We start from the raw sequence: 24398 nt of genomic DNA on the forward strand, positions 1-24398 counted from the left end.
TCGCAGCAGAGGTGGTACGTAGGGGGCGTCCCACCCGTCGAGAGTTCGACCGGAAGCTAGCGTCGGCTGAGAAGGCCGATGAGATAGCCGATGCCGGCTGCGGCAGCGACCATGAAAATCGGCTCCTCGCGAACTCTCTCGCGCAACTGCTCGGTGATCTCCTGGGCTTCCTCCGCGACGACAGATTTCGCTCCCTGCCCCACAGCTGCCATGCTCTGCGACAACCTCGACAGATCTTCGCGTAGCGCAGCGACCTGCGCGGCAAGGTCCTCCATTGCCATTTCGGTCTGTGCTCGCGCGGAAGAAGATTGGGCGGAAGCTGGTTTCGTTTCTGCCATCGTGTGCTCCTTATGTCTCCTGGTTCGTAGAACGCCGCTGCCTGTCAAAGGTTCCGGCGGCTTTGCCTGCCATCCGGCGATTTCCCCAGTGGCTCTTCAATTCCGGTTCGGATTGTTCTAAGGAACTCCGATTGTTTCGCCCGCGTGCGAAGACTTGATGATGACGAGGTTTGCTTTCCAATGTTCGACGTGCTGAGAAAAATCGCCCAGACCTGGCTTGCCAAGGGCCTGTTGCTTCTTCTTGCGGCAGCCTTTGGTGTATGGGGCGTCGAGCGGTCCCTCATCAGCGGCGGCAGCAGCAGTACGGTTGTCACCGTTGGCGATCAGCACATCGATACCAATGAATTCCGTCTCGCCTATCGTCGCCAGATTCAGGCGATCAGCCAGCAATTGCGCATGCAGATCACGCCGGAGCAGGCGCGCGCTTTCGGAATCGGACAGCAAACGGTGGCGCAACTCGTCGCCGGCGCCTCACTCGACCAGCTTGCCGCCGATATGGGCCTCGGTCTTTCACAGGACCGGCTGGCCAAGCTGATCGGCGACGATCCGGCCTTCAAGGCGACGAATGGCTCTTTCGACCGGCAGAAATTCGACCTGCTGCTACGCAACAGCAATATTTCGCCTGACGATTATATCAAGGAACGCAGCAAGGTTGCGATCCGCGGCCAGATCGTCGAGGCGGTATCGAACGGCTTTACCGCCCCGCAGGTCCTGGTCGACGCCGTCAAGCAATATCACGACGAGACCCGCACCATCGATTATCTGCTGCTGACAAATGCCAACATCGACCCCGTCAAGGCGCCGGCCGACGATGTCCTGCAGAAGTGGTTCGACGGCGTGAAGTCGAAGTTCCGCGCGCCGGAATATCGCAAGTTCGGCTATGTCAAACTGCAGGCCGAGGATATCGCCGATCCGGCGAGCGTGTCCGACGACGAGGTGCGCGCGCAGTTCGACAAGCGCAAGGACAGCTTCACGACGCCGGCGGCGCGCACGATCGAGCAGTTGACCTTCGCCAACAAGGACCTCGCCAACGCCGCGGCCGATGCGCTGAAGACCGGAACGACCTTCGACCAGCTGGTTTCCGACCAGGGCAAGAAGCCCTCCGATGTGCTGCTCGGCACCTTCACCAAGGATCAGGTTCCGGATAAGACCGTTGCCGAAGCGGCCTTTGCCGTCGCCAAGGAAGGCGGCACGAGCCCTGTCGTCGATGGTTCGTTCGGCCCGGTCATCCTGCGCGTGACCAACGTGAAGAATGAGACCGCGAAGAATTTCGACGAGGTCAAGGAAGATATCCGCAAGCAAATTGCGCTCAGCAACGCCGCCAGCGAAATCACCAGCGTCCACGACAAGTTCGAGGACCTGCGCGGTTCCGGCGCCTCGCTGCAGGAAGCCGCGTCGCAGCTGAAGCTGAAATTGGTCACCATCGATGCCATCGATCAAACCGGCCTCGACCAGAAAGGCAATGAGATCAAGGATCTGCCGGCACGCCAGCAGCTGCTTTCGGAAGTCTTCAAGGCCGATCAGGGTGGCAACCCGGCTCCGCTGACGGTCGGAAATGACGGCTATATCTGGTACGACGTCATGAACATCACGCCCGATCACGACCGGCCGCTTACGGAAGTGCGCGAAAAGGCCGTTGCCGATTGGACTGCCGAACAGCAGAAGATCGCGCTTGCCGCCAAGGCGACCGAGCTGAAGCAGGAAGCGCAGAAGGGCAAGTCGCTTGCCGATATCGCCGCGCCGCTCGGCATCGCCGTCGAAAACAAGACCGGCATCATGCGCTCGAGCGATGATCCGGTTCTGGGCCGTGGCGGCATCGCAGCCGCCTTCTCCGGAGCCGTCGATGCGGTCGCCAATGCCGTCGGCGCCGATGATACGACGCAGATCCTGCTCAAGGTCACCGATGTCAACGACAATCCGACGACCGATGCGCTGAGCAACGACGATCAGCAGGTTGCTCAGATCGCCAACGCCGCCGGAGACGACATCCTCGATCAGATGGTCAGCCAGCTGCAGGGCAAATATACCGTAACGGTCAACCAGAGCCTCGCCGAACAGGCGATGTCCCGTTAGGCCCGGTCGGGAGGATGGATAGTCGATGAGCGAATTGAAGCCTTTCCTCGCCAAGGTCGCCAATCGCGAGGCATTGACGCGGGACGAAGCCCGGCAGGCATTCGAAATCCTGATGTCGGGTGAGGCCACGCCATCACAGATTGGCGCATTCCTGATGGCTCTGCGCGTGCGCGGCGAAACCGTCGACGAAATCGTCGGCGCTGTGACCACGATGCGCGCCAAGATGCTGCCGGTGAAAGCCCCGGCTGATGCCATCGATATCGTCGGCACGGGCGGCGATGGTGTCGGCACATACAATATTTCGACGCTGGCGGCATTCATTGTTGCCGGCGCGGGCGTGCCGGTTGCCAAGCACGGCAACCGTGCTCAAAGCTCCAAGGCCGGCACCGCCGATACGCAATCCGTGCTGGGTATCAAGCTCGACATCGGGCCGGAGACGATCGCCCGCTGCATTCGCGAGGCTGGCATCGGCTTTATGTTCGCGCAGCTGCACCATTCGTCGATGCGCCATGTCGGCCCTTCGCGCGTCGAGCTCGGTACGCGGACGATCTTCAATCTTCTTGGTCCGCTTTCGAACCCGGCCGGCGCGCGCCGGCAGCTGCTGGGCGTCTTCGCGCCGCAATGGGTATTACCGTTGGCCGAGGTGCTGAAGGATCTCAATGCGGAAAGCGTCTGGGTCGTGCACGGCGACGGTCTGGACGAGATCACGACGACCGGCAAGACCTCCGTCGCGGCGCTTGAGAATGGTAAGATCCGCACGTTTGAGCTGACGCCGGCCGACTTCGGCCTGCAGCATGCCGACCTCGCGGACCTCAAGGGCGGCGATGGCATTGCCAATGCGGCGGCGCTCCGGGGCGTGCTCGGTGGCGCAAAGAATGCCTATCGCGATATCGCGCTCGCCAACGCCGCCGCCTCGCTGGTCATTGCCGGCAAGGTGGAAACGCTCCATGATGGCATGAAGCTTGCGGCCCATTCGCTCGACAGCGGCGCCACGGCCGTCGCATTGGAAAAGCTCGTTGCCATTTCCAACGAGGAAGCAGAGGACTAGGACGTCATGACCGATATCCTTAAAAAGATCGAGGCCTACAAGCGCGAGGAAATCGCCGCCGCCAAGGCCAAGCTCTCTCTTGCCGATCTCAAGGCCATGCAGGCCGGGCAATCCGCACCGCGCGGCTTCCATAAGGCGCTGCTCGCCAAGAAGCATGCCGGCATTTTCGGACTGATTGCCGAGATCAAGAAGGCAAGCCCCTCGAAGGGCCTGATTCGCCAGGATTTCGACCCGCCTGCCCTCGCAAAGGCCTATGAAGCCGGCGGAGCAGCCTGCCTTTCTGTGCTGACCGATACGCCCAGCTTTCAGGGCGCTCCGGAGTTCCTGACGACGGCCCGCGCAGCCTGCTCGCTGCCGGCGCTGCGCAAGGATTTCATGTTCGATACCTATCAGGTGCAGGAGGCCCGCGCCTGGGGTGCCGACTGCATCCTGATCATTATGGCGTCGCTCTCCGATGATGATGCGGAGCGCCTTCAGGACGAAGCATTCGGCCTCGGTATGGATGTGCTGGTCGAGGTTCATGATGCGGAGGAGATGGAGCGCGCGCTGAAGCTGTCTTCGCCGCTGATCGGCATCAACAACCGTAATCTGCGCACCTTCGAAGTCAGCCTCACGGTCAGCGAAAACCTGGCTGCCATGGTTCCGGAAGGCCGGCTGCTGGTCGGCGAAAGCGGTATCTTCACCCATGCCGATTGCACGCGCCTCGAATCCGTCGGCATCACCACCTTCCTCGTCGGCGAAAGCCTGATGCGCAAGGATGATGTGACGGCGGCGACCAAACTGCTGCTGGGCGGCGAAACCGGCATTCTGGCGGCCGAGTGAAATGAGCACCGAGAAGGCCGGTCTGACCCATATCGACGCTTCCGGCGAAGCGCATATGGTCGATGTCGGCGACAAGGCAGAGACGGCACGCAGCGCCACGGCTGCCGGTTACGTCAGAATGAAGCCGGAGACCTTGGCTCTGATTCGCGAAGGCAACGCCAAGAAGGGCGATGTCATCGGCACAGCGCGGCTCGCGGGCATCATGGCGGCGAAGCAGACGAGCAACCTCATTCCCCTCTGCCATCCCCTCATGCTGACGAAGGTTGCCGTCGATATCGAGGAAGACGCCGCCCTGCCCGGCCTGCGCGTAACGGCGACGGCAAAGCTGACCGGCCGCACCGGCGTCGAGATGGAAGCGCTGACGGCGGTTTCTGTCGCCTGCCTGACGATCTACGATATGGCCAAGGCCGCCGATCGTGGCATGGAGATCGGCGGCATCACATTATTGGAGAAATCCGGCGGCAAATCGGCAGATTTCCGCCATCCAGGGGCCTGACACATGAGCCTATTGCCCGTTGCCGAAGCGCAGGCGCGCCTCTTGGACAGTGCCGCGCCGATCCATCGCGTTGAAAGCGTTCCGCTCGATTTGGCCGAGGGCCGGGTTCTGGCCAGGGATCTGACCGCTCGCCTGACCCAACCGCCTTTCGATGCTTCGGCGATGGACGGCTATGCGTTGCGCTTCGAGGATGCGGCAATGCCGGGTTCGGAGCTGCAAGTCATCGGCGTCTCCGCTGCTGGCCATGCCTTCGAAGGAACCGTCGGCAAGGGCGAAACGGTTCGCATCTTCACCGGCGCACCCGTTCCTGCAGGCCCCGATTCGGTCCTCCTGCAGGAAGATGCAGAGCGGCTGGAAAGCGATCGTATCCGTACGACCTATCCCCTGCGCAAGGGGCAGCATATACGCCCGCGCGGGCAGGATTTCCTGGAAGGTGAAGCCGTGCTTCCTGCCGGCACGGTCATGGATTTCTCGCGGCTCACCGTCGCCGCGGCCATGAATCATCCGGCATTGGATGTCTACCGCCGTCCGCTGGTGGCGATTCTCGCGACCGGCGACGAGCTCGTGGCGCCAGGCAATGAACCAGGTCCCTCGCAGATCATCGCGTCGAACACCTTCGGCATCGCCGCGCTGGCCCGCAACGCCGGCGCGCATGTGCTCGATCTCGGCATCGTCGCCGACGACAACGACGAGATCACCGCCGCCATCGGTCGGGCGCAGGTGGCCAAGGCCGATATCATCGTCACGCTCGGCGGAGCCTCGGTCGGCGATCACGATCTGGTGCAAGCGACGATGATCGCTGCGGGCATGAAGCTGGATTTCTGGCGCATCGCCATGCGCCCCGGCAAGCCGCTGATGGTCGGTAGCCTCGGCGACATGCATGTCCTCGGCCTTCCCGGCAATCCCGTTTCCAGCCTCGTCTGTGGCCTGCTTTTTCTCGAGCCTCTGATAAGAAAACTTGCGTCCCTACCGCCGGTCAAGCGTGAGGGCGTTGCGCGCGCCGCCGTGACCTTTGCGGCGAACGATCAACGCCAGGATTATGTTCGCGCGACGCTGACGAAAGCTGACGGCGGCGGCTGGCTCGCCGAGCCGTTCTCGAAGCAGGATTCATCGATGATGAAGGTTTTTGCGCGCGCCGACTGCCTGGTCGTCCGGCCGCCGCATGCATCGCAGCTTGACGTGGGCTCGCCCACTCCGGTCATATTGCTGCGGCCGAACCTTTTGGATTGAGCTGGGCAAGCAAAAGCCGGGAGGTTTGACCCACCCGGCTCGCAATCATCAGATCGATAGGCTAGTTAATTACTTCGCCGGCTTCTCATGGTGCCCGCCGAAGCCGGCCCGCATGGCGGAGAGAACCTTGTTGGCGTAGTCGTCATTGCCGCGCGAGGCGAAACGGCCGTAAAGCGCGGCGCTCAGTACAGGCGTTGGAACACCTTCATCGATCGCAGCCGAGATCGTCCAGCGGCCTTCGCCGGAGTCGGAAACGCGGCCGGCATACTGCGAAAGAGCAGCATCGCCATGCAGGGCGTCGGCCGTGAGGTCGAGCAGCCAGGAGGTGATAACGCTGCCGCGGCGCCAGACTTCGGAGATTTCGGCGATATCGAGATCATATTGATAGTATTGCGGATGCGAGAGCGGCGCGGTTTCCGCGTCCTTCTCGGCGGTCTGCTTGCCGATATTGGCATGATGCAGCACGTTCAAGCCCTCGGCATAGGCGGCCATCAGTCCGTATTCGATGCCGTTATGGACCATCTTGACGAAGTGGCCGGCGCCGGACGGGCCGCAATGCAGATAGCCCTGCTCCGCCGTGCTGTTCCTGGCCGCTTCTTCCGAGCGCATCTTCGACGGAGCGACATCACCGATACCAGGAGCAAGCGTTGCGAAGATCGGCGAGAGATGCTCGACCGTTTCCTTCTCGCCGCCGATCATCAGGCAATAGCCGCGCTCGAGGCCGAAGACGCCGCCACTGGTGCCGACGTCGACATAATGGATGCCCTTGGGCTTCAGCTCTTCGGCGCGGCGGATGTCGTCATGGTAATAGGAGTTGCCACCGTCGATGACGATGTCCCCCTCTTCGAGAAGCGGGACGAGCGCTGCCAGTTCCTGATCGACGATCGCAGCCGGCAGCATCAGCCAGACGACGCGCGGCTTGGCGAGCTTCGATACGAAATCTGCAAGCGACTTGCTGCCGGTGGCGCCGAGCTGCTCCAGCCCCGCGATGCTTTCCGGACGCGCATCGAAAACAACCGCGCTGTGACCGCCCCTCATCAGGCGCTGCACCATGTTGTTGCCCATACGGCCGAGGCCGATCATACCGATTTGCATATTTCAGTCTCCTAGGACGGTTTTAATCGTTTTGACTACTCAATAAAGACATTTCGCAATCTTTTCCAATGAACAAATGACGGGCGAGCTATGCACTGGCTCGGGAGCGCAGAAAAATTTGCACGTTCACGCATCTGTGATATCGCCGGCCGAAACCTCCGGCCTTTTACCATGATCACGCTTTGCCGGCCTTGAGGAAATCTGTATTTTGCCCTTCCGTTCGAGTTGATAAATTTAGCATCTGTTCCGGCTCTTCGCACATTCTCTCTAAGTCCACGCTCGCTACGGAGCGTTAAAGGAGGCATATGGTTGCGTCTCTGAAACTTCCGCTCATTCCCGCCGCGTTCTTCGGCATGGTCCTGGGACTCTCCGGCCTCGCCAATGCCTGGCGGGTCGGTGCCCGCATCTGGCAATTGCCGGCGGTCGTCGGAGAAGTGCTGACCTTTGTCAGCCTCGCCGTCTGGCTGGCGTTGATCGTGCTTTATGCACTCAAATGGGTGGTCGCGCGCGACGAAGCCCTCAAGGAGGTGGCCCATCCCGTCCAGTGCTGCTTCATCGGCCTGGTTGGTGTGGCGACCATGCTGATCGCCGGAGGGCTTTTGCCCTATTCGCGTATCGGTGCCGAAACCATATTCCTGCTCGCCGCTGTCTATACGCTCGCATTCTCCGTCTGGCGTACCGGCGGCCTTTGGCAGGGTGAGCGTGACATCGCCACGACGACCGCCGTGCTCTACCTGCCGAGTGTCGCGGGAAGCTTCGTGACCGCCATCGTCGGCGCGGCCCTCGGTTTTCCCGAATGGGCTCAGCTTTTCTTCGGCGCCGGTTTCTTTGCCTGGCTCGCCATCGAGTCGGCATTGCTGCACCGCCTGTTGACTGGACCGGCACTGGCTCCGCCGCTGAGACCGACCCTTGGAATTCAATTGGCGCCGCCGGCCGTCGGCGCGCTCGCCTATATCAGCGTTACGAAAGGCCCTCCCGACATGCTGGTGCATGCGATGATCGGTTACGGCTTGCTGCAGGCCTTGATCATGCTTCGCCTCCTGCCCTGGATCACGAAGGAAGGCTTCAGTCCCGCCTATTGGGCTTTCACCTTCGGTGCGACGGCGCTGGCGACTGCTCCCATGAGGCTGGTCGAGCGCGGCGATGTCGGGCCGATTACGCAACTTGCGCCAATCCTCTTCATCATTGCCAATGTCGTCGTCGGCCTGATCGCACTGGCAACGATCTGGCTGGTTGCCAACCGCAAGCTAGTGATCGGCTGGATCGAACTTGCCGACCGCGATGCCGGCGCGGTAGGCCATGGTTGAGGAAGTTCAAGAGCGCCATTTTGAGGACGGCATGCTTGACCATGTGACGATCGGCGTTCGCGACCTGGAACGTTCGAAGATATTCTACGATAGGGCATTGCGCCCTCTCGGCATCGAACGTCTTTATGCAGAAGGCCAAACTTTTGCGGGCTATGGTGCTAAACCAAAGGCATTTTTCTGGATCGGCCAGCGCGATGCACCGCAGACAAGCGCGCATGTAGCCTTCACTGCCGGCAGCAGGAAGATCGTGGACGAATTTCACCAGGCGGCCCTTGCCGCCGGCGGTATCGACAACGGGGCTCCCGGGCTTCGTCCTCACTATCACCAGAACTATTATGGCGCCTTCATTCTCGATCCGGATGGCCACAATATCGAAGCCGTTTGTCACTTGCCGGTGAGCTGAGTGGCGGCGGTGATTCCGGTGAGATCACTGCACCGGCGGGCCGACATAGCGCGCACGCGGCCGAATCAACCGGCCGCTGGTCGCCTGCTCCATGGCGTGAGCGAGCCAGCCGACCGTCCGCGCCAGCGCGAAGATGATCAACGGCGCATCCTCCGGGAGATGATAGGCATGGGTCATCGCCGTCAGCGCGAAGTCAACGTTGACGCGCTCGCCGACCAGCTGTTCGCCGACATCGCGAACCCTGGCAAATAGCGGCGGAAGCGTAAAGCAGCGCAGCAGCGCCTCGGCACGGATATCGACATCCGGATAAAGCTGATGACCGAAGGCCGGCAATGCCCGACCCTCCGACAGGTAGTCGCGGACGGCTTCTTCCGCGCCCGTCACGGCGGCCCGGGCAATCAGAGAGCGCACGCTTTGCCATGCGCCGCCATGCAAAGGACCCGTCAGCGTGGAAAGGCCGGACAAGGTGGCGGCGGACAATGTCGCTCCCGCGGACGCCGTGATCCGTGCAGTGAAGGTCGAAGCATTCAATTCGTGATCGGCGAGCAGAACGAGACTGCGGCGTATCAGGTCGCTCGCATCAGGACGGCTCCATGCGGCGGCGAGACGTTGATGCAGCGGTCTGTCCGACGCCCCTGGAGCCAAGGCTTCGGCCACCGTGTCGAATACACTCTCCGCTTCGTTCTGCAGGGCTGGAAGCGAGCGCCCGAGTGACGGCAGGTCTTTCATTATGCGCTCGGCAAGCGCGGAGAATGCGGCATTCAGGGAGGGAGGCTTTTGCCGCGCCTGGTTTTGCTCGAAACGTAGCGGCCGCTTCATGTCCCATAGCAGCAGCGCGATATCCTCTAGCGCAGCACTTTCGGCAAGCATTGCCGCATCCCGGCCGCGATAGAAGAGCCTGCCGTTCGAAACCGTCGACAGTGCCGATGGCAATACCGGATCGCCCCATTGAATGGCTTCAGCCGCCACTGCCTCCGTCTTGCGCCGGCCGGCATGGCGCGTGGCCAGCCGCTTGACGTCATCGGTAAAATAGAGGCTGCGTCGGGTATCGGCGGGATCCGGCTTCGCGCGAATGCGCCCGCGGCTGACGTTGGCGTAGAGTGTCTGTGATTTCGTTCCCAGCAGGGTCAGCGCCTGCTCCGCCGTCAGCCAGCTCATCCATCCCTCATATTGATCAATTGCATCAAGATTGACGTCAATAAAAATAGGCCCGATCTAATCGCATAGTCAAAGGAGAACGATGATGAAAAGTGGTCTTGAAGACGTCATTGCCGCAGAAACAAAGCTGTCCGACGTCGATGGTGCAGCCGGTCGCCTGATCATCCGCGGCGTGTCGCTGGATGATCTGGTGGCGACCAGCCGCTTCGAGGATGTCGCAGCGCTGTTGCTCGATGGCCTGTTCGACGAGCATATCGACGCGGCCTCCATCCGGACGCAGCTCGGCGCGGCCCGCCTTGCGCTCTTCCCGCATGTGGAGGCTGCCGATGCCGCTGTGCTCGCGCTGCCGCCAGTCGATGCCGTGCGTGCCTTGCTGGCTCGCCTCGGCGACGGCGAGGACTTTGCGACGGCCGTCCGCCTGATGGCGGCGCCCGCCGTCTTCCTGCCTGCCGTATTGCGATTGCAGCAAGGCGAGACGCCGATCAAGCCGGATGCATCGCTTTCCCAATCGGCTGATATCCTGCGCATGCTGACGGGCCGTGTTCCGACAGCGGAGCAGACGGCGGGTCTCGATGCCTATCTGGTGACGATTTCCGATCATGGCCTCAATGCATCGACCTTCGCCGCGCGCGTCATTGCTTCGACCCATGCGGGCCTGACCTCTTCCGTGCTCGCGGCGATCAGCGCCCTTAAAGGTCCTCTGCATGGCGGCGCCCCCGGCCCGGTTCTCGATATGCTCGACGGTGTCGGCAAGCCCGAAAATGCCCGCGCATGGCTGTCGCAGGCGCTCGATCACGGCGAGCGGCTGATGGGTTTCGGCCATCGCATCTATCGCGTCCGCGATCCGCGCTCCGACGCCCTGAAGACGGCGTTGAAGCCGATCTTTGCGAGCGGACAGGCGGATGCCGCGCGCATCGCCTTGGCGGAAGCCATCGAGGCGGCGGCCCTCGCGCTTTTGAAGGAGCGCAAGCCGGATCGTCCCTTGGACGTCAATGTCGAATATTACACCGCCCTGCTGCTCGACGCGCTCGGCTTCCCGCGCAGTTCCTTTACCGGCGTCTTCGCGATCGGCCGCACGGTCGGCTGGATCGCCCATGCGCGCGAACAGACGCTCGACGGGCGCCTGATCCGCCCACAGTCACGCTATGTCGGCCCCTTGCCGAAAGCGGCATAGTGGTTCCAATAAACGCTCAGGCGGCCGCGGATTGGCGCGGCCGCATCATGCCTTCGCGGATGTGACGGGCAAGCTCCAGCGTCTGGGGCGTTGCGTTCCCCTTGGGCAAATGCAGGTTGATCGCAAAGATCGGCAGTTCGGGAAGCCCTTGCTCGACCGTGAGGATATCGAGATCGGCCGGAACGGTGGAGGCGAGCCAGGCGGTTACCGCGAGATCCGTGCGCACCGTCGCCGTGGTCGCCTCGATATTGCCGTTCTCGAAAACAGTCCGCCAGCGCAGCCCATCCTTGCTGAGTGCCGCAAAGACGGATGACCGGAAGGCACAGGTATCGGCCACCATCGAGATCGGCAATGGCACCTTGCGATGGGCACTGCCTGCCTTCGCGCCGACCCAGACAAGCCGCTCGACGGCAAGGCATTCGCCCTGCGACGTTCCGTATGCTTCCTCGACGACACAGAGGTCGACGGTCCCCTTTCCCAACTCTTCGAGCAGTTCCGGTGATGATGCGCAGACCAGCGAAATCTCCACCTGCGGATAGCGCTCGGCATAGGATTTCAGCACAGGTGCCAGCGTTGCTCCCACGAGATCATAGGGAACGCCGAGCCGGACGCTGCCGCGGACGCTCCTCTCCGTCATGTCGTCCCAGATCTCGTCGTTCAATGCCAATAGGCGGCGGGCGTTGCCGAACAATCGTTCGCCCGCTTGCGTCAGCCGCAATCCGCGCCTGTCCCGCTCGAACAGGGTACAATCAAGCATGTCCTCCAGCCGTTTGATCTGCTGGCTGACGGCGCCCTGCGTCATATGCAGCATATTGGCGGCAATCGTCATGCTCCCCTTGTCGGCAACGGCAGCAAAGGTTCGGATAAGGGCTATGTCGAGGTTCCGGATCATGGCTCGTATTATAAACGCTAATGCCAAGATCCTTCAATATTCGTTTTGCTGATGAAGACTGCCTCTCTATCCCTTGTCTCAAAATCGAGAAAGGCTGGAGATGACTGTCGAAACCCTGTTGCCCCTGATCCTCTTCGCATTGGTTTCGACCATAACGCCGGGAGGCGCCACGACGCTCGCGACCGCATCCGGCGCGCATTTCGGCTTTCGCCGGTCGATCCCGGTCATGGCCGGCTTCGCCGTCGGGCTTGGCTCCATGGCAGGCGCGACGGCCGCGGGGCTTGGCGGAGTATTGCTGGCGCTGCCGACGCTGCAGATCGGCATGAAGGCACTGGGTTCGCTCTATCTGATCTGGCTTGCCGTCCGGATCGGCGGGAGCGGCCCGCCGAGCAGGGCCGGCCAGATGGCGAGGCCTACCGGCTTCGTCGCCGGTCTCTGGATGCTCTGGCACAATCCCAAGGGTTGGGCGATGACCATGGGTGCCGCCGCTTCTTTCGCCGCGCTGGCGGAAAGTCCCGTCAGACTCGCAGTCCTGCTCGGCGTGACCTTCTGCCTGGTCGCGGCCTTCTCGCTCGCCGTGTGGTGCATTCTCGGACAAATGCTCGGGCGTCTGCTGAAAACGGCATGGCAGTGGCGCGCTGTCAATATCTTGCTCGCCTGCCTCCTGGTGATTTCGATCATTCCGATGTGGCATGAATGAAAGCCGGCACGCTGAGGGCGGGATGATCATGTTCGGCTGCGCCAAAGCCATATGGTCAATGTCCCGGCGCGGCCACGCAAGCTTGCTTCGATCGGACCTTCGAGGTTCCCTTCCCTGAAAGGAGTGCTGTCCCGACCGGCGGAAAGCAACAGCTCGTCGCTGATGGCGATCTCGGCGCGATTGCTGGCGGCGACCTCCATCAGACGGCTGGCGATGTTGACCGTGTCGCCGGTTGCGGTGATCTGCTGGCGCCCGCCACCGCCGAGCCTCGAGGCGACGATGGTGCCGAAATGCGCGCCGATCTTGAAGCCGATGCGGGATGCCACCGTCTCCGGCAGCGCCGAGAGCCAGCCTCTCATCCGCTCGGCCAAACGAATGCAACAGTGCGCCGCATCGGAGGGATCGCTGGGCCTCGGCTGCGGCAAGCCGAACAGGATCATCGCTCCATCGCCCATGAAGCTGGTGATGGCGCCGCCGCATGCAGTCACCTCCTCATCGACGAGATTGTAAAAGCCGTTCAGCAGTTCCCGCACGGCAGCCGGGCCGATCGTTTCGCTGAGACCCGTGAAACCGTTGATATCGATGAAGACGACGGCAGCTTGCTGATGCACCGGGCTTGCGAGGAAATCGGGATCACGGGCAAGATGTTCGGCAAGGCCGGGCGCCTCGATGCGTTGCAGGAGCTCGCTTTGCTCGGCGAAGCGCGTGGCCCGCCTGCGGTCGAACCAAAGCTGTGCCGCGCCGAACAGCAGCGCCGGCGGCACGGTCGCGGCAATCGGCAGGGCGGCACTCAGCCAGATCCCATGCTTGAAGGCGCTGACATTGACTGCGAACCAGACGAGCACGACGCCGAGGACTGTTATCAGGCCAATGGTACTACGCTGCCAGGAGAGAAGGCCGACGACGAGCAGCGGCAAACCGATGGCGAAATAGAGATCGATGAAGCGAATGTTGCGGTCGCGCGCCAGGCCGTCTCCGGCAATCAGATGCGTGATTGAGGTGGAGATGACTTCGACACCCGGCAGAACGGGATCGAAGGGCGTTGGAAAGACATCGCTGCCACCGGTAACGGTTGCGCCGATGACGACGACATGATCCTTGATCGCAGCTTCCGGCAATTGCCCGTTGAGCGCCGCGCTGGCACTGATAGTGCGGATCGTGCCGCGCGGACCGTAGAAAGAGAGCGGCAAGAGATAGCCGGTATCGGTCTGGATGGACCGGCCGCCGATCTTGATACGATCGGAGATGACGGTTGTCTGCTCATCGGTTGCGGCGGAAACGACGCGCAGCGAAAAGGATGGCTCGATCCGCTCGCCGCTGCGAAACAGCATCGGAACGAAACGCGGCGTTCCCGCCTTGTCCGTCTGCACATTGACGATACCATAGCTTGCGGCGTCGGCGAACCGCTGCTGCGGTTCAAGGAATTGCAGGGCGCTTGGCACGCGGGCGAGGGGTTCCCTGCTGTCGTCAACGACACGCTGTCGGCTTTCGGGGAAAACGCCGGCTGCAGCCAGCACGACTTTGGTTCGCTTCAGCGATTGCTCCAACGCGGAATCGCCAACCTCGTCACCGGAATCGACCAGAAGCAGGTCGAGCGCGATGGCTTTCGGTCCCAGCGCGCCGATGGCATCGATGATTTTGGCGAGCGCTGTCCGCGGTAAGGGATAGTGCCCCGCCACACGCGACGTATCATCGTCTATGGCAACAATCGTGACGAGATCGGGTGGTTGGTGGCTGCCACCGAGCGTATTGCGAAGGTTCGTCAACGTCGCTTCGGCGTTGTCGACGAAGGGAATGTCACCACGCAGATGAGCGATGCCGAGGCCCAATCCCCAGACGGCAGTCAAGAGTAGTGCAATCAGCGTCTGCAGCGGTGGTCTGCGCATCGCGTCGCGACCTCACTGGCCGAGGCGAGCCATCAAAGCGTTTATGCGCGGCTGTCCCCATTGGGTGACACGCAATGCGGAGCGGCTGCGGTCGACATCCACGCCTTGCCCTTGGCCGAGCGTAACCCCCTGCCCGGTCGATACCTTGTTGACCGCGACCCGGCCGCGCAAGACAAGCACGGACGTGTTGCCCCGTTTCACATCGACGGCCCATCGCGTGCCGCGCACGGCGGCGATTGCCTGTGGCGTTACCACTTCGAATCCTCCCTGAACGCGACCGGCATCCACATCGATCAGCGCTGCCTTGCTGTCGAGCACAACAGCATCCACGCGGCCATCACGGTTCCGGTCCGCAAGCCGATAGTGCGCGCCGCGCTCGACGGTGATGCTGAGCCCAGCTTCGCAATTCAACATCTGGCGCTCGGCGCTGACAGCGGGCCGCAACGGACAATTCGCGACGGCTTGCGCGGAAGCGGTGCCGGCGCTGATGATGCACAGGGTGCCTGCCGCCAGCGCCAGGCTACGAATATTGCTTGCGTGGATCATGATTGTGGCCCCTCATCGCATATAACTGGAGCCGCGGACGGCGATTTCCAGTCACGGCATGCTCGATCCCTGAGGACGATGATGCGTCATGAGCGCTTGATCTGCAAGTTGTCGTAGCCTCTGGCTTTGTAGAGCACGGTCGAAATCACCCAGCTCAGCAGGAAAATGCCGACGACGACGAAACCGAAATTGGCAAGATTGTCATTGAGTTCGCCGATCAAGCTCCAGAAGCCGCCTTCAAGGCCGAGCTTGTCGGAAATCAGCCCCAGCGCCTCTATGCCGCCGATAAAGATGGCGACGACGACCGAGGCCGCCGTGATCGTCAGATTGTACCAGAGCTTGCGCACCGGCTTGACGATGGCCCAGCGATAGGCTCCGGTCATCAGCGTGCTGTCGAGCGTGTCCATCAACGACATGCCGGCGGTGAAGAGCGCCGGGAAGAGGAGGATAGTCCAAAAGGACATGCCCTGCGCGGCCTGAGCTGCGGAAATGCCGAGAAGCCCGATTTCCGTCGCGGTATCGAAGCCGAGGCCGAAAAGAAAGCCGATCGGATACATGTGCCATGAGCGGGTAACGACCTTGAACATCGGCCGGAAGATGCGGGCCAGAAAGCCGCCGCCGGCAAGCAGCGTATCGAGATCCTCGTCCGCGACCCTCTCGCCCCTTTGTGCCCGCCTGAAGGCGGACCAAACGCCTTTGAGGACAAAAAGGTTGGCAACGCCGATCAGAAGCAGGAACACTGCCGAAACCGCCGTGCCGATGACGCCGCCCACATCGTGGAAGGAATCGAGCTGGCTCTGCATGGCGGCCGCCGTCGCGGCAATCAGGATCGAGGCGATCACTACGATCGAGGAATGGCCGAGCGAAAAGAAGAAGCCGACCGCATGGGGCTGCTTCTTTTCCTGAATGAGCTTGCGCACGACATTGTCGATCGCAGCGATATGATCGGCATCGAAGGCGTGGCGAAGCCCGAACATATAGGCAAGAAGCGCAATACCAAGCAGTGAAGGCCTGTCGGCGAAAGCGGCCCAGGCCCAAACCCATGCGGCAATATTGAACGCGATCAGCAATGCGAAAGTGAGAGCGATCTTGGCTCTCGGTCTTTCCGCGCGATCGTCAAATGGATTGAGGATCATACTTTTGTTCCCGTTATGCTTACTCGCACAGTGCCATGGAACGGGAAGCGGCGCGACAGTCGAATGACGTAGGTGCCGAAGTTATTCGCAGTGTCACAAAAATGAGCAAACTCGGCGCGACCGGGTCTGCTCCGCGCCTGATTAGCCTATTTCGAACGGGTGCCCTTCATCGGCCCAGCCGGTCATGCCGCCGATCATGACCTTCACGCGCTTGCCCAGCGAGCCCAGGCGCCAAGCCGCCTTGTCGGTGCCGTTGCAATGCGGCCCGGCGCAATAGACGACGAATAGCGTATCGTCAGGCCATTCCGCCATCTTCCGCGCGGTCATCTTGCCATGCGGCAGATTGATCGCGCCGGGAATATGCTGCTCCTGGAACATGGCAGGACCGCGAACATCGAGCAGGACGAAATCCAAATTGCCTGACGTCATCGCCTGGCGCACATCGGAGCAATCAGTCTCGAAGGCAAGCCTGCAGGCATAGTGCTCTGCGACGAGGCTCGGGGCGGCTGCGGGGATTTCACTGACCAGGGACATGGAACGCTCCTTCTTGGGTTCGGTGCATTCATGCCTGAGTGATCTCACAGTTGAAATTGGCCGAAATGCCATATAGCGTCAACATCATGCCAAACTCCGGTAACCCAAATCTTCTCGGCCCGCATGTCGTCACGCTCGTCTATGATGGGTTGTGCACGTTCGAATTCGGCGTCGCCTACGAAATCTTCGGCCTGCCACGGCCGGAAATGGGCGATGACTGGTATCGCTTCTCCGCCTGTGCGATCGAGGACGGCCCGTTGCGCGCCGCCGGCGGGCTCACGGTGCAGGTCGATCACGGGCTTGAGGTCATTGCCCATGCCGATCTGATCATCGTGCCTGGTTGGCGCGGGATCGGGACGCCTGTCCCTGACCCGCTGATCGCCGAGCTGCAGGCCGCCAGCCGCCGTGGCGTGCGCATCATGTCGCTATGCTCGGGCGTGGCGGTCCTTGCCGCCGCCGGATTGCTCACTGGCCGAAAGGCGACCACGCATTGGCGATATGTCGATTCCATTGCCGCGCGTTATCCGGACATATCAGTGGATGCCGACGTCCTTTATGTCGACGAAGACAGCGTGCTGACAGCCGCCGGCAGCGCCGCCGCCATCGATCTCTGCCTGCATGTGGTGCGCCGGGATTTCGGACCTGATATCGCCAACAGCGTCGCGCGCCGCCTCGTGGTGCCACCGCATCGTGAGGGCGGCCAGGCGCAATACATCGAGACACCGGTTCTGAGGCAGCGCGAGGGAGCACGTCTGGGGCCACTGCTGGAATGGATGCGCGAGCGTTTGCAGGAAGAGCAGCCCATTGCCGCGCTTGCAGCGCGGGCGGGCATGAGCGTGCGGACCTTCCAGCGCCGCTTCGAGGCGACTACCGGCATGTCGCCGGGCGAATGGCTACTCAGCGAGCGGCTGCGGCGCGCCCGCGATCTGCTTGAAAAACAAACAACCATCTCGTTGGACGATGTGGCGGTGGCGAGCGGATTTGGATCGCTCGCCACCATGCGCCATCACTTTCGGGAGAAGCTTGCGGTCAGTCCGAGCGACTACCGCAAGCGGTTCGCCGCTCTTAGACCAGACGGCTCTGTTCCGTCGCTGCTTCGATGAAGCTGGAGAACAGCGGGTGCGGTTCCAGCGGCCGGGATTTCAGCTCCGGATGATACTGGACGCCGATGAACCACGGATGATCCGCATATTCGACCGTTTCCGGCAGGATGCCATCCGGTGACATACCGGAGAAAGTCAGGCCGCAGTCTTCCAGCCGGTCTTTGTAATCGACATTGACCTCATAGCGGTGGCGATGGCGCTCCGAAATATCGGTGGAACCGTAGATTTCGGAAATCTTCGTGCCCTTCTTCAGCGCCGCCTTGTAGGCGCCGAGACGCATGGTGCCGCCGAGATCGCCGGATGCCGTGCGCTTCTGCAGTTCGTTGCCCTTCAGCCATTCCGTCATCAGGCCAACGACCGGTTCTTTGGTGGGGCCAAACTCGGTCGACGAGGCATGTTCGACGCCGGCCAGATTGCGGGCCGCTTCGATGACGGCCATCTGCATGCCGAAGCAGATGCCGAAATACGGCACCTTGCGCTCGCGTGCGAAGCGGGCTGCCAGGATCTTGCCTTCCGAACCCCGCTCGCCGAAGCCGCCGGGCACGAGAATGCCGTGAACCTTCTCGAGATAGGGTGCCGGATCTTCCTTTTCGAAGACTTCCGACTCGATCCATTCGAGCTTGACCTTGACCCGATTGGCGATGCCGCCGTGATGAAGCGCTTCGATCAGCGACTTATAGGCATCCTTGAGGCCTGTATACTTGCCGACGATGGCAATGGTCACCTCGCCTTCCGGCGTGCGGATGCGGTTGCAGACTTCTTCCCACTGGTCGAGACGCGGCTTCGGTGCCGGCTCGATGCCGAACGCGGCCAGCACTTCGTTGTCGAGACCTTCCTTGTGGTAGGCCATCGGTACGTCGTAGATGTTGGCGACGTCCAGCGCCTGGATAACGGCAGACGGACGGACATTGCAGAACAGCGAAAGCTTGCGGCGTTCTGCTTCCGGGATCTCACGATCCGCACGCACGAGCAGGATGTCCGGGTGAATGCCGAGAGCCTGCAGTTCCTTGACGGAATGCTGCGTCGGCTTGGTCTTCAGCTCGCCGGCGGCCGGAATGTAAGGCATCAGCGTCAGGTGAACGTAGATCGCCGTACCGCGCGGCAGGTCGTTGCCGAGCTGGCGGATCGCTTCCATGAAAGGCATGGCTTCGATGTCGCCGACGGTGCCGCCGATCTCGCAGATGACGAAATCATACTCGTCATTGCCTTCCGTCACGAAATCCTTGATCTCGTTGGTGACGTGCGGGATGACCTGGACGGTTGCGCCCAGATAGTCGCCACGGCGTTCCTTGTCGATGATGTTCTTGTAGATCCGACCGGTGGTGATGTTGTCGGTCTTGGTGGCCGAGCGGCCGGTGAAGCGCTCGTAGTGGCCGAGATCGAGGTCGGTTTCCGCACCATCGTCGGTGACGAAGACCTCGCCGTGCTGGGTCGGGCTCATTGTGCCCGGGTCCACGTTCAGATAGGGGTCGAGTTTGCGCAGGCGGACTCGATAACCACGAGCCTGCAACAACGCTCCGAGAGCCGCAGCCGCAATTCCTTTTCCGAGGGAAGAAACCACGCCGCCAGTGATGAATACATATCGCGCCATGGGAGTCACCGGATACCTTTTCACAAATGATTCCGCTAGCCCTAAAATTCGTTTCCGGAATTTTGGCTACAGAACGCGGAATATGGACAAAACAAAACCGGCAGATCCAAGGACCTGCCGGGGATGATCTTCGGCGACCGGAATTACTTACCGGTCGGAACGCCGCCGTTGTCGGCTGGCGCAGGAATCGTCGTCGCCGGCGCGGTCTGCTGACCGGTCGCGGCCGGAGCCTGTTGAGCCGGCGCCGTAGCGGCGGGCTGGTTCGTGGTTGCAGGCGGCGTTGCCTGCGACTGCGGAGCGACGGCGCCGCTGTTCGGAACGCCGCTATTGTCGGCCGGCTTCGGTTGGGTGGTCGCCGGCGCCGGGCTCTTCTGCCCGCCGAGCGAATCAAGAATGCCGTTGCCCTGGCCCGCCGTGCTCGGGATACGGTTGAGGATGTCGGTCGGGCGAGCTTCGAAACGCGACAGCACGTTCATGCCGAGCGCGAGCGCGAAGAACAGCGCTGCCAGAATGGCCGTGGTGCGCGTCAGCGCATTGGCCGTACCGCGTGCAGACATGAAGCCCGATCCGCCGCCGATGCCGAGGCCGCCACCTTCGGAGCGCTGAATCAGCACAACGCCGATAAGGGCGACAACGATCATGAGATAGATAACAAGCAGTACGGTTTGCATAGATCCAGTCCTGCCCGCTGGCGGGCATCAAAAAGAAAAGCTCGCGGCTCTTTACATGAGGCTCTCGCCTATTCCAAGCCCCTTTAAGGCTGGAATACCGGCCAAGTTGTTGCTTCAGGCGAACTGCCGTTCGAATGCGGCATAAATGGCGAGGAAGTCGACCGCTTTCAAGCTCTGTCCGCCGACAAGAACGCCGTTGACATGGGGAATGTCCAGGAGATCGCGCGCATTGGCGCCACTGACCGATCCGCCATAGAGGATTCGCATGTTCGCGCCTTCCCTGCCAAAGCGCTCGATAAGCTCGGCGCGGATGAAGGCATGCGCCTCCTCGACGTTTTCCTGGGTCGGAACGACACCGGTGCCGATCGCCCAGACCGGCTCATAGGCGATTACGGTCGTCTGTGCCGTAGAGCCATCCGGAATGGAGCCTACGAGCTCTCGCTTCAGCACATCGAGCGTCTGGCCGCTGTTGCGTTCATAAGCGGTCTCGCCGATGCAGATAATGGCGATGAGCCCCGCATCATGTGCCGCCTGCGCCTTGGCGCGCACCAGCATGTCGCTTTCCGCATGGTTCCTGCGGCGCTCGGAATGGCCGACGATGACATGGGTGCCAAAACAATCGGCAATCATCTCGGCGGAAATATCGCCGGTATGGGCGCCGCTGACCTGTTGATGGCAATCCTGCGCGCCGATGGCGAGTGGGCTGTCGTCGCAAAGTGCCGTTGCGACATAGAGCAATGTAGCCGGGGGGCAGAGCAGCGTATCGATTTTCTCCGAGAGCGGCGCCTTGACGCCATCCGCGATCGCCTTGATCTGATCGAGGCTCGCACGCGTGCCGTTCATCTTCCAGTTTCCGGCCAGAAGCGGCCGTACGGTCTTCGTCATTCCAAGTGTCTCCCCCTTATTTCATCAGTCGGACTAACAAAAAGGGGGAAGAAAGGAAAGTTATCGAACGGGGGCGGAACCAGTTAAAATCGTTTGAAAAATGCATATCCGGAAAATAATCCGACGCCCGAGCATTTTAGGATGCCTGCGGATCGACGATCCAGTTGAGCACCTTGCGCCAATCGGTCATGCGCACGGGTGTTCCGTGATTGCCGGTTTCGAAAAGTGTGAAGCGCGTCGGATAATGCGCCTTGTAGAGTTTCTCGAAGAGTGCCTGCTGATCCGCCGCGGCGTAGACGGGGTCCTTGCTGCCATGCGTGAACCAGAGCGGCAGTTTCGCCTTGTAAAAGGGGCTCTTGGTGAAATCCGGATCGGTCACCCCGCTCAGGATCGCCATACCCTTCAGGCGCTTGACGCTTTCGGCATCACGGGTAATGCCCCAGCAGACGAAGCTGCCCATGGAGGCGCAGGTGAGGATCACCGGCTTGCCGCCCGATTGCTCGTAGGAATAGCGGATCAGCGCGGCGATATCGGCAACCCCGTTGCTGTCGAAACCCCTGACGCTCGGCGCGTAATAGGTGCCGCCATTGCGATAGGCGAGGTTTTTCAGGCGGTTGAAATTGCCGCCAAAGGTATAGTCGTTGGAGCCGAGCCGGCGGTCGCCGCCGCGGCCGTGAATGAAAATAACAGTAAAGGCTTGTCTCGAGGCCGGGCCGATACGAGTGACGTCGACCTTGCGATCACCGAGCTGCAGGGTCTCGTCCTCTTGCGCCTTCCAGCGCACGCCGGTGTCGACATAGGCCGGCTTGACCCGTCTTTCCGGAATCTGGTCGCGGCCGTTGATATCCCGAATTTCCTGGTAATCGATCGTCTGGAAGGCGCCATTGTCGTGGCTTTCGATGACGGTCTGATTAGAAAACAGCTCGTCCTTGAAGGGCTTCAGCATATCGGCGCAGGCCCCTTGAGCGGTCGCCAGAAGCAGAATGCCCGAGATTGCGGACAGGATAGGCAAATGAGCTGTGGACATTCGCATGCGGATACTTCCTCCGATCGGCCATCGGGCTTGCCATTCGTCACCCGGCAACGCAAATCTCATTCATGAATCTGCCCCGTCATGGGGCGCCATCGCTCTTGTGCGCCGTTTCTGGCAGAATCACGGTGATTCGCGAATACCGGCTATAAATGCGACAATAAAGGGATCTGGCCCCTCCAGGACAAATCTAGCAGCTTGAAGTTCTATGGATAACAGCAACGATCTCTTCTCCGGACTACCCCGCTCGCCGAAACCGGAAGCAGCGGAAAAGCCGGCCGTAAAGGCAGAAATGCCAGCCGCAGCGCCCGCACAGCGCGCGGCCCCAACGACGTCGTCGTCGGAAGAATACGGCGCAAGCTCCATCCGCGTTCTCGAGGGGCTCGAGCCCGTTCGCATGCGTCCCGGCATGTATATCGGCGGCACGGATGAAAAGGCTCTGCACCACCTCTTCGCCGAAGTCATCGATAACTCCATGGACGAGGCTGTGGCCGGCCATGCGAATTTCATCGAGGTCTATCTCGACCGGGAAGGCTACCTGACCGTCACGGACAATGGTCGCGGCATCCCTGTGGAAAACCATCCGCAGGTTCCCGGCAAGTCGACGCTCGAAGTCATCATGACGAAGCTGCATGCCGGCGGTAAGTTCGACGGCAAGGCCTATGAGACCTCTGGCGGTCTGCACGGCGTCGGCGTGTCCGTCGTCAACGCGCTGTCGGATGATCTGGAAGTCGAGGTTGCCCGTAACCGCAAGCTCTATCGCCAGCGATTCTCGCGCGGCCTGCCGATCGGCGGCCTGGAAGAGCTGGGCGATGTGCATAACCGGCGCGGCACCCGCGTTCGCTTTCATCCGGATCCGCAGATTTTTGGGGATCACGCCCGCTTCGATCCGGCCCGCGTCTTCCGCATGGCCCGCTCCAAGGCCTATCTGTTCGGCGGCGTCGAGATTCGCTGGGCTTGCGATCCTGAGCTGGCGCCCGAAGGTGCCGACGTTCCGGAAAAGGCGGTCTTCCATTTCCCGGGAGGCTTGAAGGATTACCTCAAGGCGACGATGGGCAATGAGTTCACCGTCACCCGCGAGATATTCGCCGGCAAGACGGAGAAGGAAAGCGGCCACGGCTCGCTCGAATGGGCGATGACCTGGTATGGCGGCGATCCGCAGATCCACTCTTATTGCAATACGATTCCGACTCCGGAAGGTGGTACGCACGAAGCTGGTTTCCGAATCGCGCTGACCAAGGGCCTGAAGAACTACGCTGATCTCACACAGAACAAGCGCGCGGCCAATATCACCACCGACGATGTGATGATTTCGGGCGTCGGCATGTTGTCGATCTTCATCCGCGAGCCCGAATTCGTCGGCCAGACCAAGGACAAGCTTGCAACGGTCGAAGCCCAGCGCATCGTCGAAAACGCGCTGCGCGATCCCTTCGATCATTACCTGACCGATAATCCGGCCGAGGCCGAAAAGCTGCTGGAATGGGTGATCGAGCGCTCGGAAGAGCGCATGCGCCGCCGCAAGGAAAAGGAAGTCAACCGCAAGACCGCGGTGCGCAAGCTGCGCCTGCCCGGCAAGCTGGCGGATTGCTCGCAAAGTGCGGCCGAAGGTGCGGAACTCTTTCTGGTCGAGGGCGATTCGGCAGGTGGCTCGGCCAAGCAGGCGCGAAACCGCACCAACCAGGCGATCCTGCCGCTGCGCGGCAAGATTCTCAACGTCGCCAGCGCCGGCCGCGAGAAGTTGTCCGCCAACCAGCAGATTACTGACCTCGTGCAGGCGCTCGGTTGCGGCACGCGCACCAAATATCGCGAGGAAGACCTTCGCTATCAACGCATCGTCGTCATGACCGATGCCGACGTCGACGGCGCGCACATTGCCTCGCTGCTGATCACCTTCTTCTATCAGGAAATGCCCGAGTTGATCCGCCAGGGCCATCTCTTCCTGGCCGTACCGCCGCTCTACAAGATCACGCAAGGGTCGAAATCCATCTATGCGCGTGACGATGCTCATCGTCTTGAGTTGATGGAGACGGAATTCAAGGGCAGAGGCAAGGTCGAGATCAGCCGCTTCAAAGGTCTGGGCGAAATGCTGCCGGCCCAGCTCAAGGAAACGACGATGGATCCGTCCAAGCGCACCCTGCTGCGTGTCGAGATCGACGAGGTTGATTTCGAAGGCACGCGCGATGCGGTCGATAATCTGATGGGCACGAAGGCCGATGCGCGCTTCCGCTTCATTCAGGAACGGGCCGCTTTTGCCGAGGATCTGGATATCTGACGGCGAAC

23 protein-coding genes are annotated in these 24398 nt (G+C 61.5%); 11 read left to right on the forward strand and 12 right to left on the reverse strand.

Features of this window, described 5'->3' with window-relative positions:
- Nucleotides 1–56: 56 nt before the first annotated feature.
- On the reverse strand, nucleotides 57–338 hold the full coding sequence (locus FP026_RS18920; RefSeq protein ID WP_149636170.1) for a hypothetical protein: 282 nt from the start codon (nucleotides 336–338) through the stop codon (nucleotides 57–59).
- Between the two features lie 180 nt (nucleotides 339–518).
- Between FP026_RS18920 and FP026_RS18925 the strand changes: the two genes are divergently transcribed.
- Genes FP026_RS18925 through FP026_RS18945 form a run of 5 tightly spaced genes read left to right on the forward strand, consistent with a single transcriptional unit; the run spans nucleotide 519 to nucleotide 6007 of the window.
- Nucleotides 519–2411: a peptidylprolyl isomerase gene (locus FP026_RS18925; RefSeq protein WP_149636171.1), complete on the forward strand. Its 1893-nt coding sequence runs from the start codon at nucleotides 519–521 to the stop codon at nucleotides 2409–2411.
- 25 nt (nucleotides 2412–2436) lie between these two features.
- Nucleotides 2437–3459 (forward strand): anthranilate phosphoribosyltransferase, encoded by a 1023-nt coding sequence (trpD, locus tag FP026_RS18930; RefSeq protein ID WP_149636172.1) that lies wholly within the window; start codon nucleotides 2437–2439, stop codon nucleotides 3457–3459.
- 6 nt (nucleotides 3460–3465) lie between these two features.
- Nucleotides 3466–4281 (forward strand): indole-3-glycerol phosphate synthase TrpC, encoded by an 816-nt coding sequence (gene trpC / locus FP026_RS18935; protein WP_149636173.1) that lies wholly within the window; start codon nucleotides 3466–3468, stop codon nucleotides 4279–4281.
- 1 nt (nucleotide 4282) lies between these two features.
- Nucleotides 4283–4777, forward strand: coding sequence for a cyclic pyranopterin monophosphate synthase MoaC (moaC, locus tag FP026_RS18940; RefSeq protein WP_149636174.1), 495 nt, complete (start codon nucleotides 4283–4285; stop codon nucleotides 4775–4777).
- A 3-nt stretch (nucleotides 4778–4780) separates the two neighbouring features.
- A complete protein-coding gene (locus tag FP026_RS18945; RefSeq protein ID WP_149636175.1) occupies nucleotides 4781–6007 on the forward strand; it encodes a molybdopterin molybdotransferase MoeA in 1227 nt (408 codons plus the stop codon).
- A gap of 69 nt (nucleotides 6008–6076) precedes the next feature.
- Here FP026_RS18945 and gnd read toward each other — a convergent pair whose 3' ends face one another.
- Nucleotides 6077–7102, reverse strand: a complete 1026-nt coding sequence (gnd, locus tag FP026_RS18950; RefSeq protein ID WP_149636176.1) for a phosphogluconate dehydrogenase (NAD(+)-dependent, decarboxylating) — start codon at nucleotides 7100–7102, stop codon at nucleotides 6077–6079.
- Nucleotides 7103–7407: 305 nt separating this feature from the next.
- Between gnd and tehA the strand changes: the two genes are divergently transcribed.
- On the forward strand, nucleotides 7408–8409 hold the full coding sequence (gene tehA, locus FP026_RS18955) for a dicarboxylate transporter/tellurite-resistance protein TehA (RefSeq protein ID WP_149636177.1): 1002 nt from the start codon (nucleotides 7408–7410) through the stop codon (nucleotides 8407–8409).
- 31 nt (nucleotides 8410–8440) lie between these two features.
- On the forward strand, nucleotides 8441–8812 hold the full coding sequence (locus FP026_RS18960; RefSeq protein WP_149636510.1) for a VOC family protein: 372 nt from the start codon (nucleotides 8441–8443) through the stop codon (nucleotides 8810–8812).
- A gap of 24 nt (nucleotides 8813–8836) precedes the next feature.
- Here the strand turns inward: FP026_RS18960 and FP026_RS18965 are convergent, their stop codons facing one another.
- Nucleotides 8837–9970, reverse strand: coding sequence for a citrate synthase (locus tag FP026_RS18965; RefSeq protein ID WP_149636178.1), 1134 nt, complete (start codon nucleotides 9968–9970; stop codon nucleotides 8837–8839).
- An 85-nt stretch (nucleotides 9971–10055) separates the two neighbouring features.
- Here FP026_RS18965 and FP026_RS18970 point away from each other — a divergent pair, with 85 nt between their 5' ends.
- Complete coding sequence (locus FP026_RS18970) at nucleotides 10056–11144, forward strand: citrate synthase/methylcitrate synthase (RefSeq protein WP_149636179.1); 1089 nt, start codon at nucleotides 10056–10058, stop codon at nucleotides 11142–11144.
- Between the two features lie 16 nt (nucleotides 11145–11160).
- Here the strand turns inward: FP026_RS18970 and FP026_RS18975 are convergent, their stop codons facing one another.
- The gene (locus tag FP026_RS18975; RefSeq protein WP_149636180.1) at nucleotides 11161–12036 is read right to left on the reverse strand and encodes a LysR family transcriptional regulator; all 876 of its coding nucleotides are present in this window, start codon (nucleotides 12034–12036) and stop codon (nucleotides 11161–11163) included.
- 100 nt (nucleotides 12037–12136) lie between these two features.
- Between FP026_RS18975 and FP026_RS18980 the strand changes: the two genes are divergently transcribed.
- Entirely contained in the window at nucleotides 12137–12736 is a 600-nt protein-coding gene (locus FP026_RS18980; protein ID WP_149636181.1) for a LysE family translocator, read from the forward strand.
- Between the two features lie 26 nt (nucleotides 12737–12762).
- Here the strand turns inward: FP026_RS18980 and FP026_RS18985 are convergent, their stop codons facing one another.
- The 4 genes from FP026_RS18985 to FP026_RS19000 form a co-directional block, all read right to left on the reverse strand.
- Nucleotides 12763–14622, reverse strand: coding sequence for a CHASE2 domain-containing protein (locus tag FP026_RS18985; protein ID WP_149636182.1), 1860 nt, complete (start codon nucleotides 14620–14622; stop codon nucleotides 12763–12765).
- A gap of 12 nt (nucleotides 14623–14634) precedes the next feature.
- On the reverse strand, nucleotides 14635–15168 hold the full coding sequence (locus tag FP026_RS18990; RefSeq protein WP_149636183.1) for a FecR domain-containing protein: 534 nt from the start codon (nucleotides 15166–15168) through the stop codon (nucleotides 14635–14637).
- An 86-nt stretch (nucleotides 15169–15254) separates the two neighbouring features.
- On the reverse strand, nucleotides 15255–16304 hold the full coding sequence (locus FP026_RS18995) for a HoxN/HupN/NixA family nickel/cobalt transporter (protein WP_149636184.1): 1050 nt from the start codon (nucleotides 16302–16304) through the stop codon (nucleotides 15255–15257).
- Between the two features lie 141 nt (nucleotides 16305–16445).
- On the reverse strand, nucleotides 16446–16838 hold the full coding sequence (locus FP026_RS19000) for a rhodanese-like domain-containing protein (RefSeq protein ID WP_149636185.1): 393 nt from the start codon (nucleotides 16836–16838) through the stop codon (nucleotides 16446–16448).
- 65 nt (nucleotides 16839–16903) lie between these two features.
- Here FP026_RS19000 and ftrA point away from each other — a divergent pair, with 65 nt between their 5' ends.
- Nucleotides 16904–17941, forward strand: a complete 1038-nt coding sequence (gene ftrA, locus FP026_RS19005) for a transcriptional regulator FtrA (protein WP_149636186.1) — start codon at nucleotides 16904–16906, stop codon at nucleotides 17939–17941.
- Here ftrA and FP026_RS19010 read toward each other — a convergent pair.
- The 4 genes from FP026_RS19010 to FP026_RS19025 form a co-directional block, all read right to left on the reverse strand.
- The gene (locus tag FP026_RS19010) at nucleotides 17904–19532 is read right to left on the reverse strand and encodes a CTP synthase (RefSeq protein ID WP_149636187.1); all 1629 of its coding nucleotides are present in this window, start codon (nucleotides 19530–19532) and stop codon (nucleotides 17904–17906) included. The two genes, ftrA and FP026_RS19010, sit on opposite strands and share 38 nt — an antisense overlap.
- Before the next feature lie 143 nt (nucleotides 19533–19675).
- Nucleotides 19676–20203, reverse strand: a complete 528-nt coding sequence (gene secG / locus FP026_RS19015; protein WP_149636188.1) for a preprotein translocase subunit SecG — start codon at nucleotides 20201–20203, stop codon at nucleotides 19676–19678.
- Nucleotides 20204–20317: 114 nt separating this feature from the next.
- Nucleotides 20318–21088 (reverse strand): triose-phosphate isomerase, encoded by a 771-nt coding sequence (tpiA, locus tag FP026_RS19020; RefSeq protein ID WP_149636189.1) that lies wholly within the window; start codon nucleotides 21086–21088, stop codon nucleotides 20318–20320.
- Nucleotides 21089–21224: 136 nt separating this feature from the next.
- Nucleotides 21225–22121, reverse strand: coding sequence for an alpha/beta fold hydrolase (locus tag FP026_RS19025; RefSeq protein WP_149636190.1), 897 nt, complete (start codon nucleotides 22119–22121; stop codon nucleotides 21225–21227).
- 205 nt (nucleotides 22122–22326) lie between these two features.
- Between FP026_RS19025 and parE the strand changes: the two genes are divergently transcribed.
- Entirely contained in the window at nucleotides 22327–24390 is a 2064-nt protein-coding gene (parE, locus tag FP026_RS19030) for a DNA topoisomerase IV subunit B (protein ID WP_149636191.1), read from the forward strand.
- Nucleotides 24391–24398: the final 8 nt, after the last annotated feature.

It is taken from the genome of Martinezella tropici (assembly GCF_008370325.1).
GTDB lineage: Bacteria > Pseudomonadota > Alphaproteobacteria > Rhizobiales > Rhizobiaceae > Rhizobium > Rhizobium tropici_B.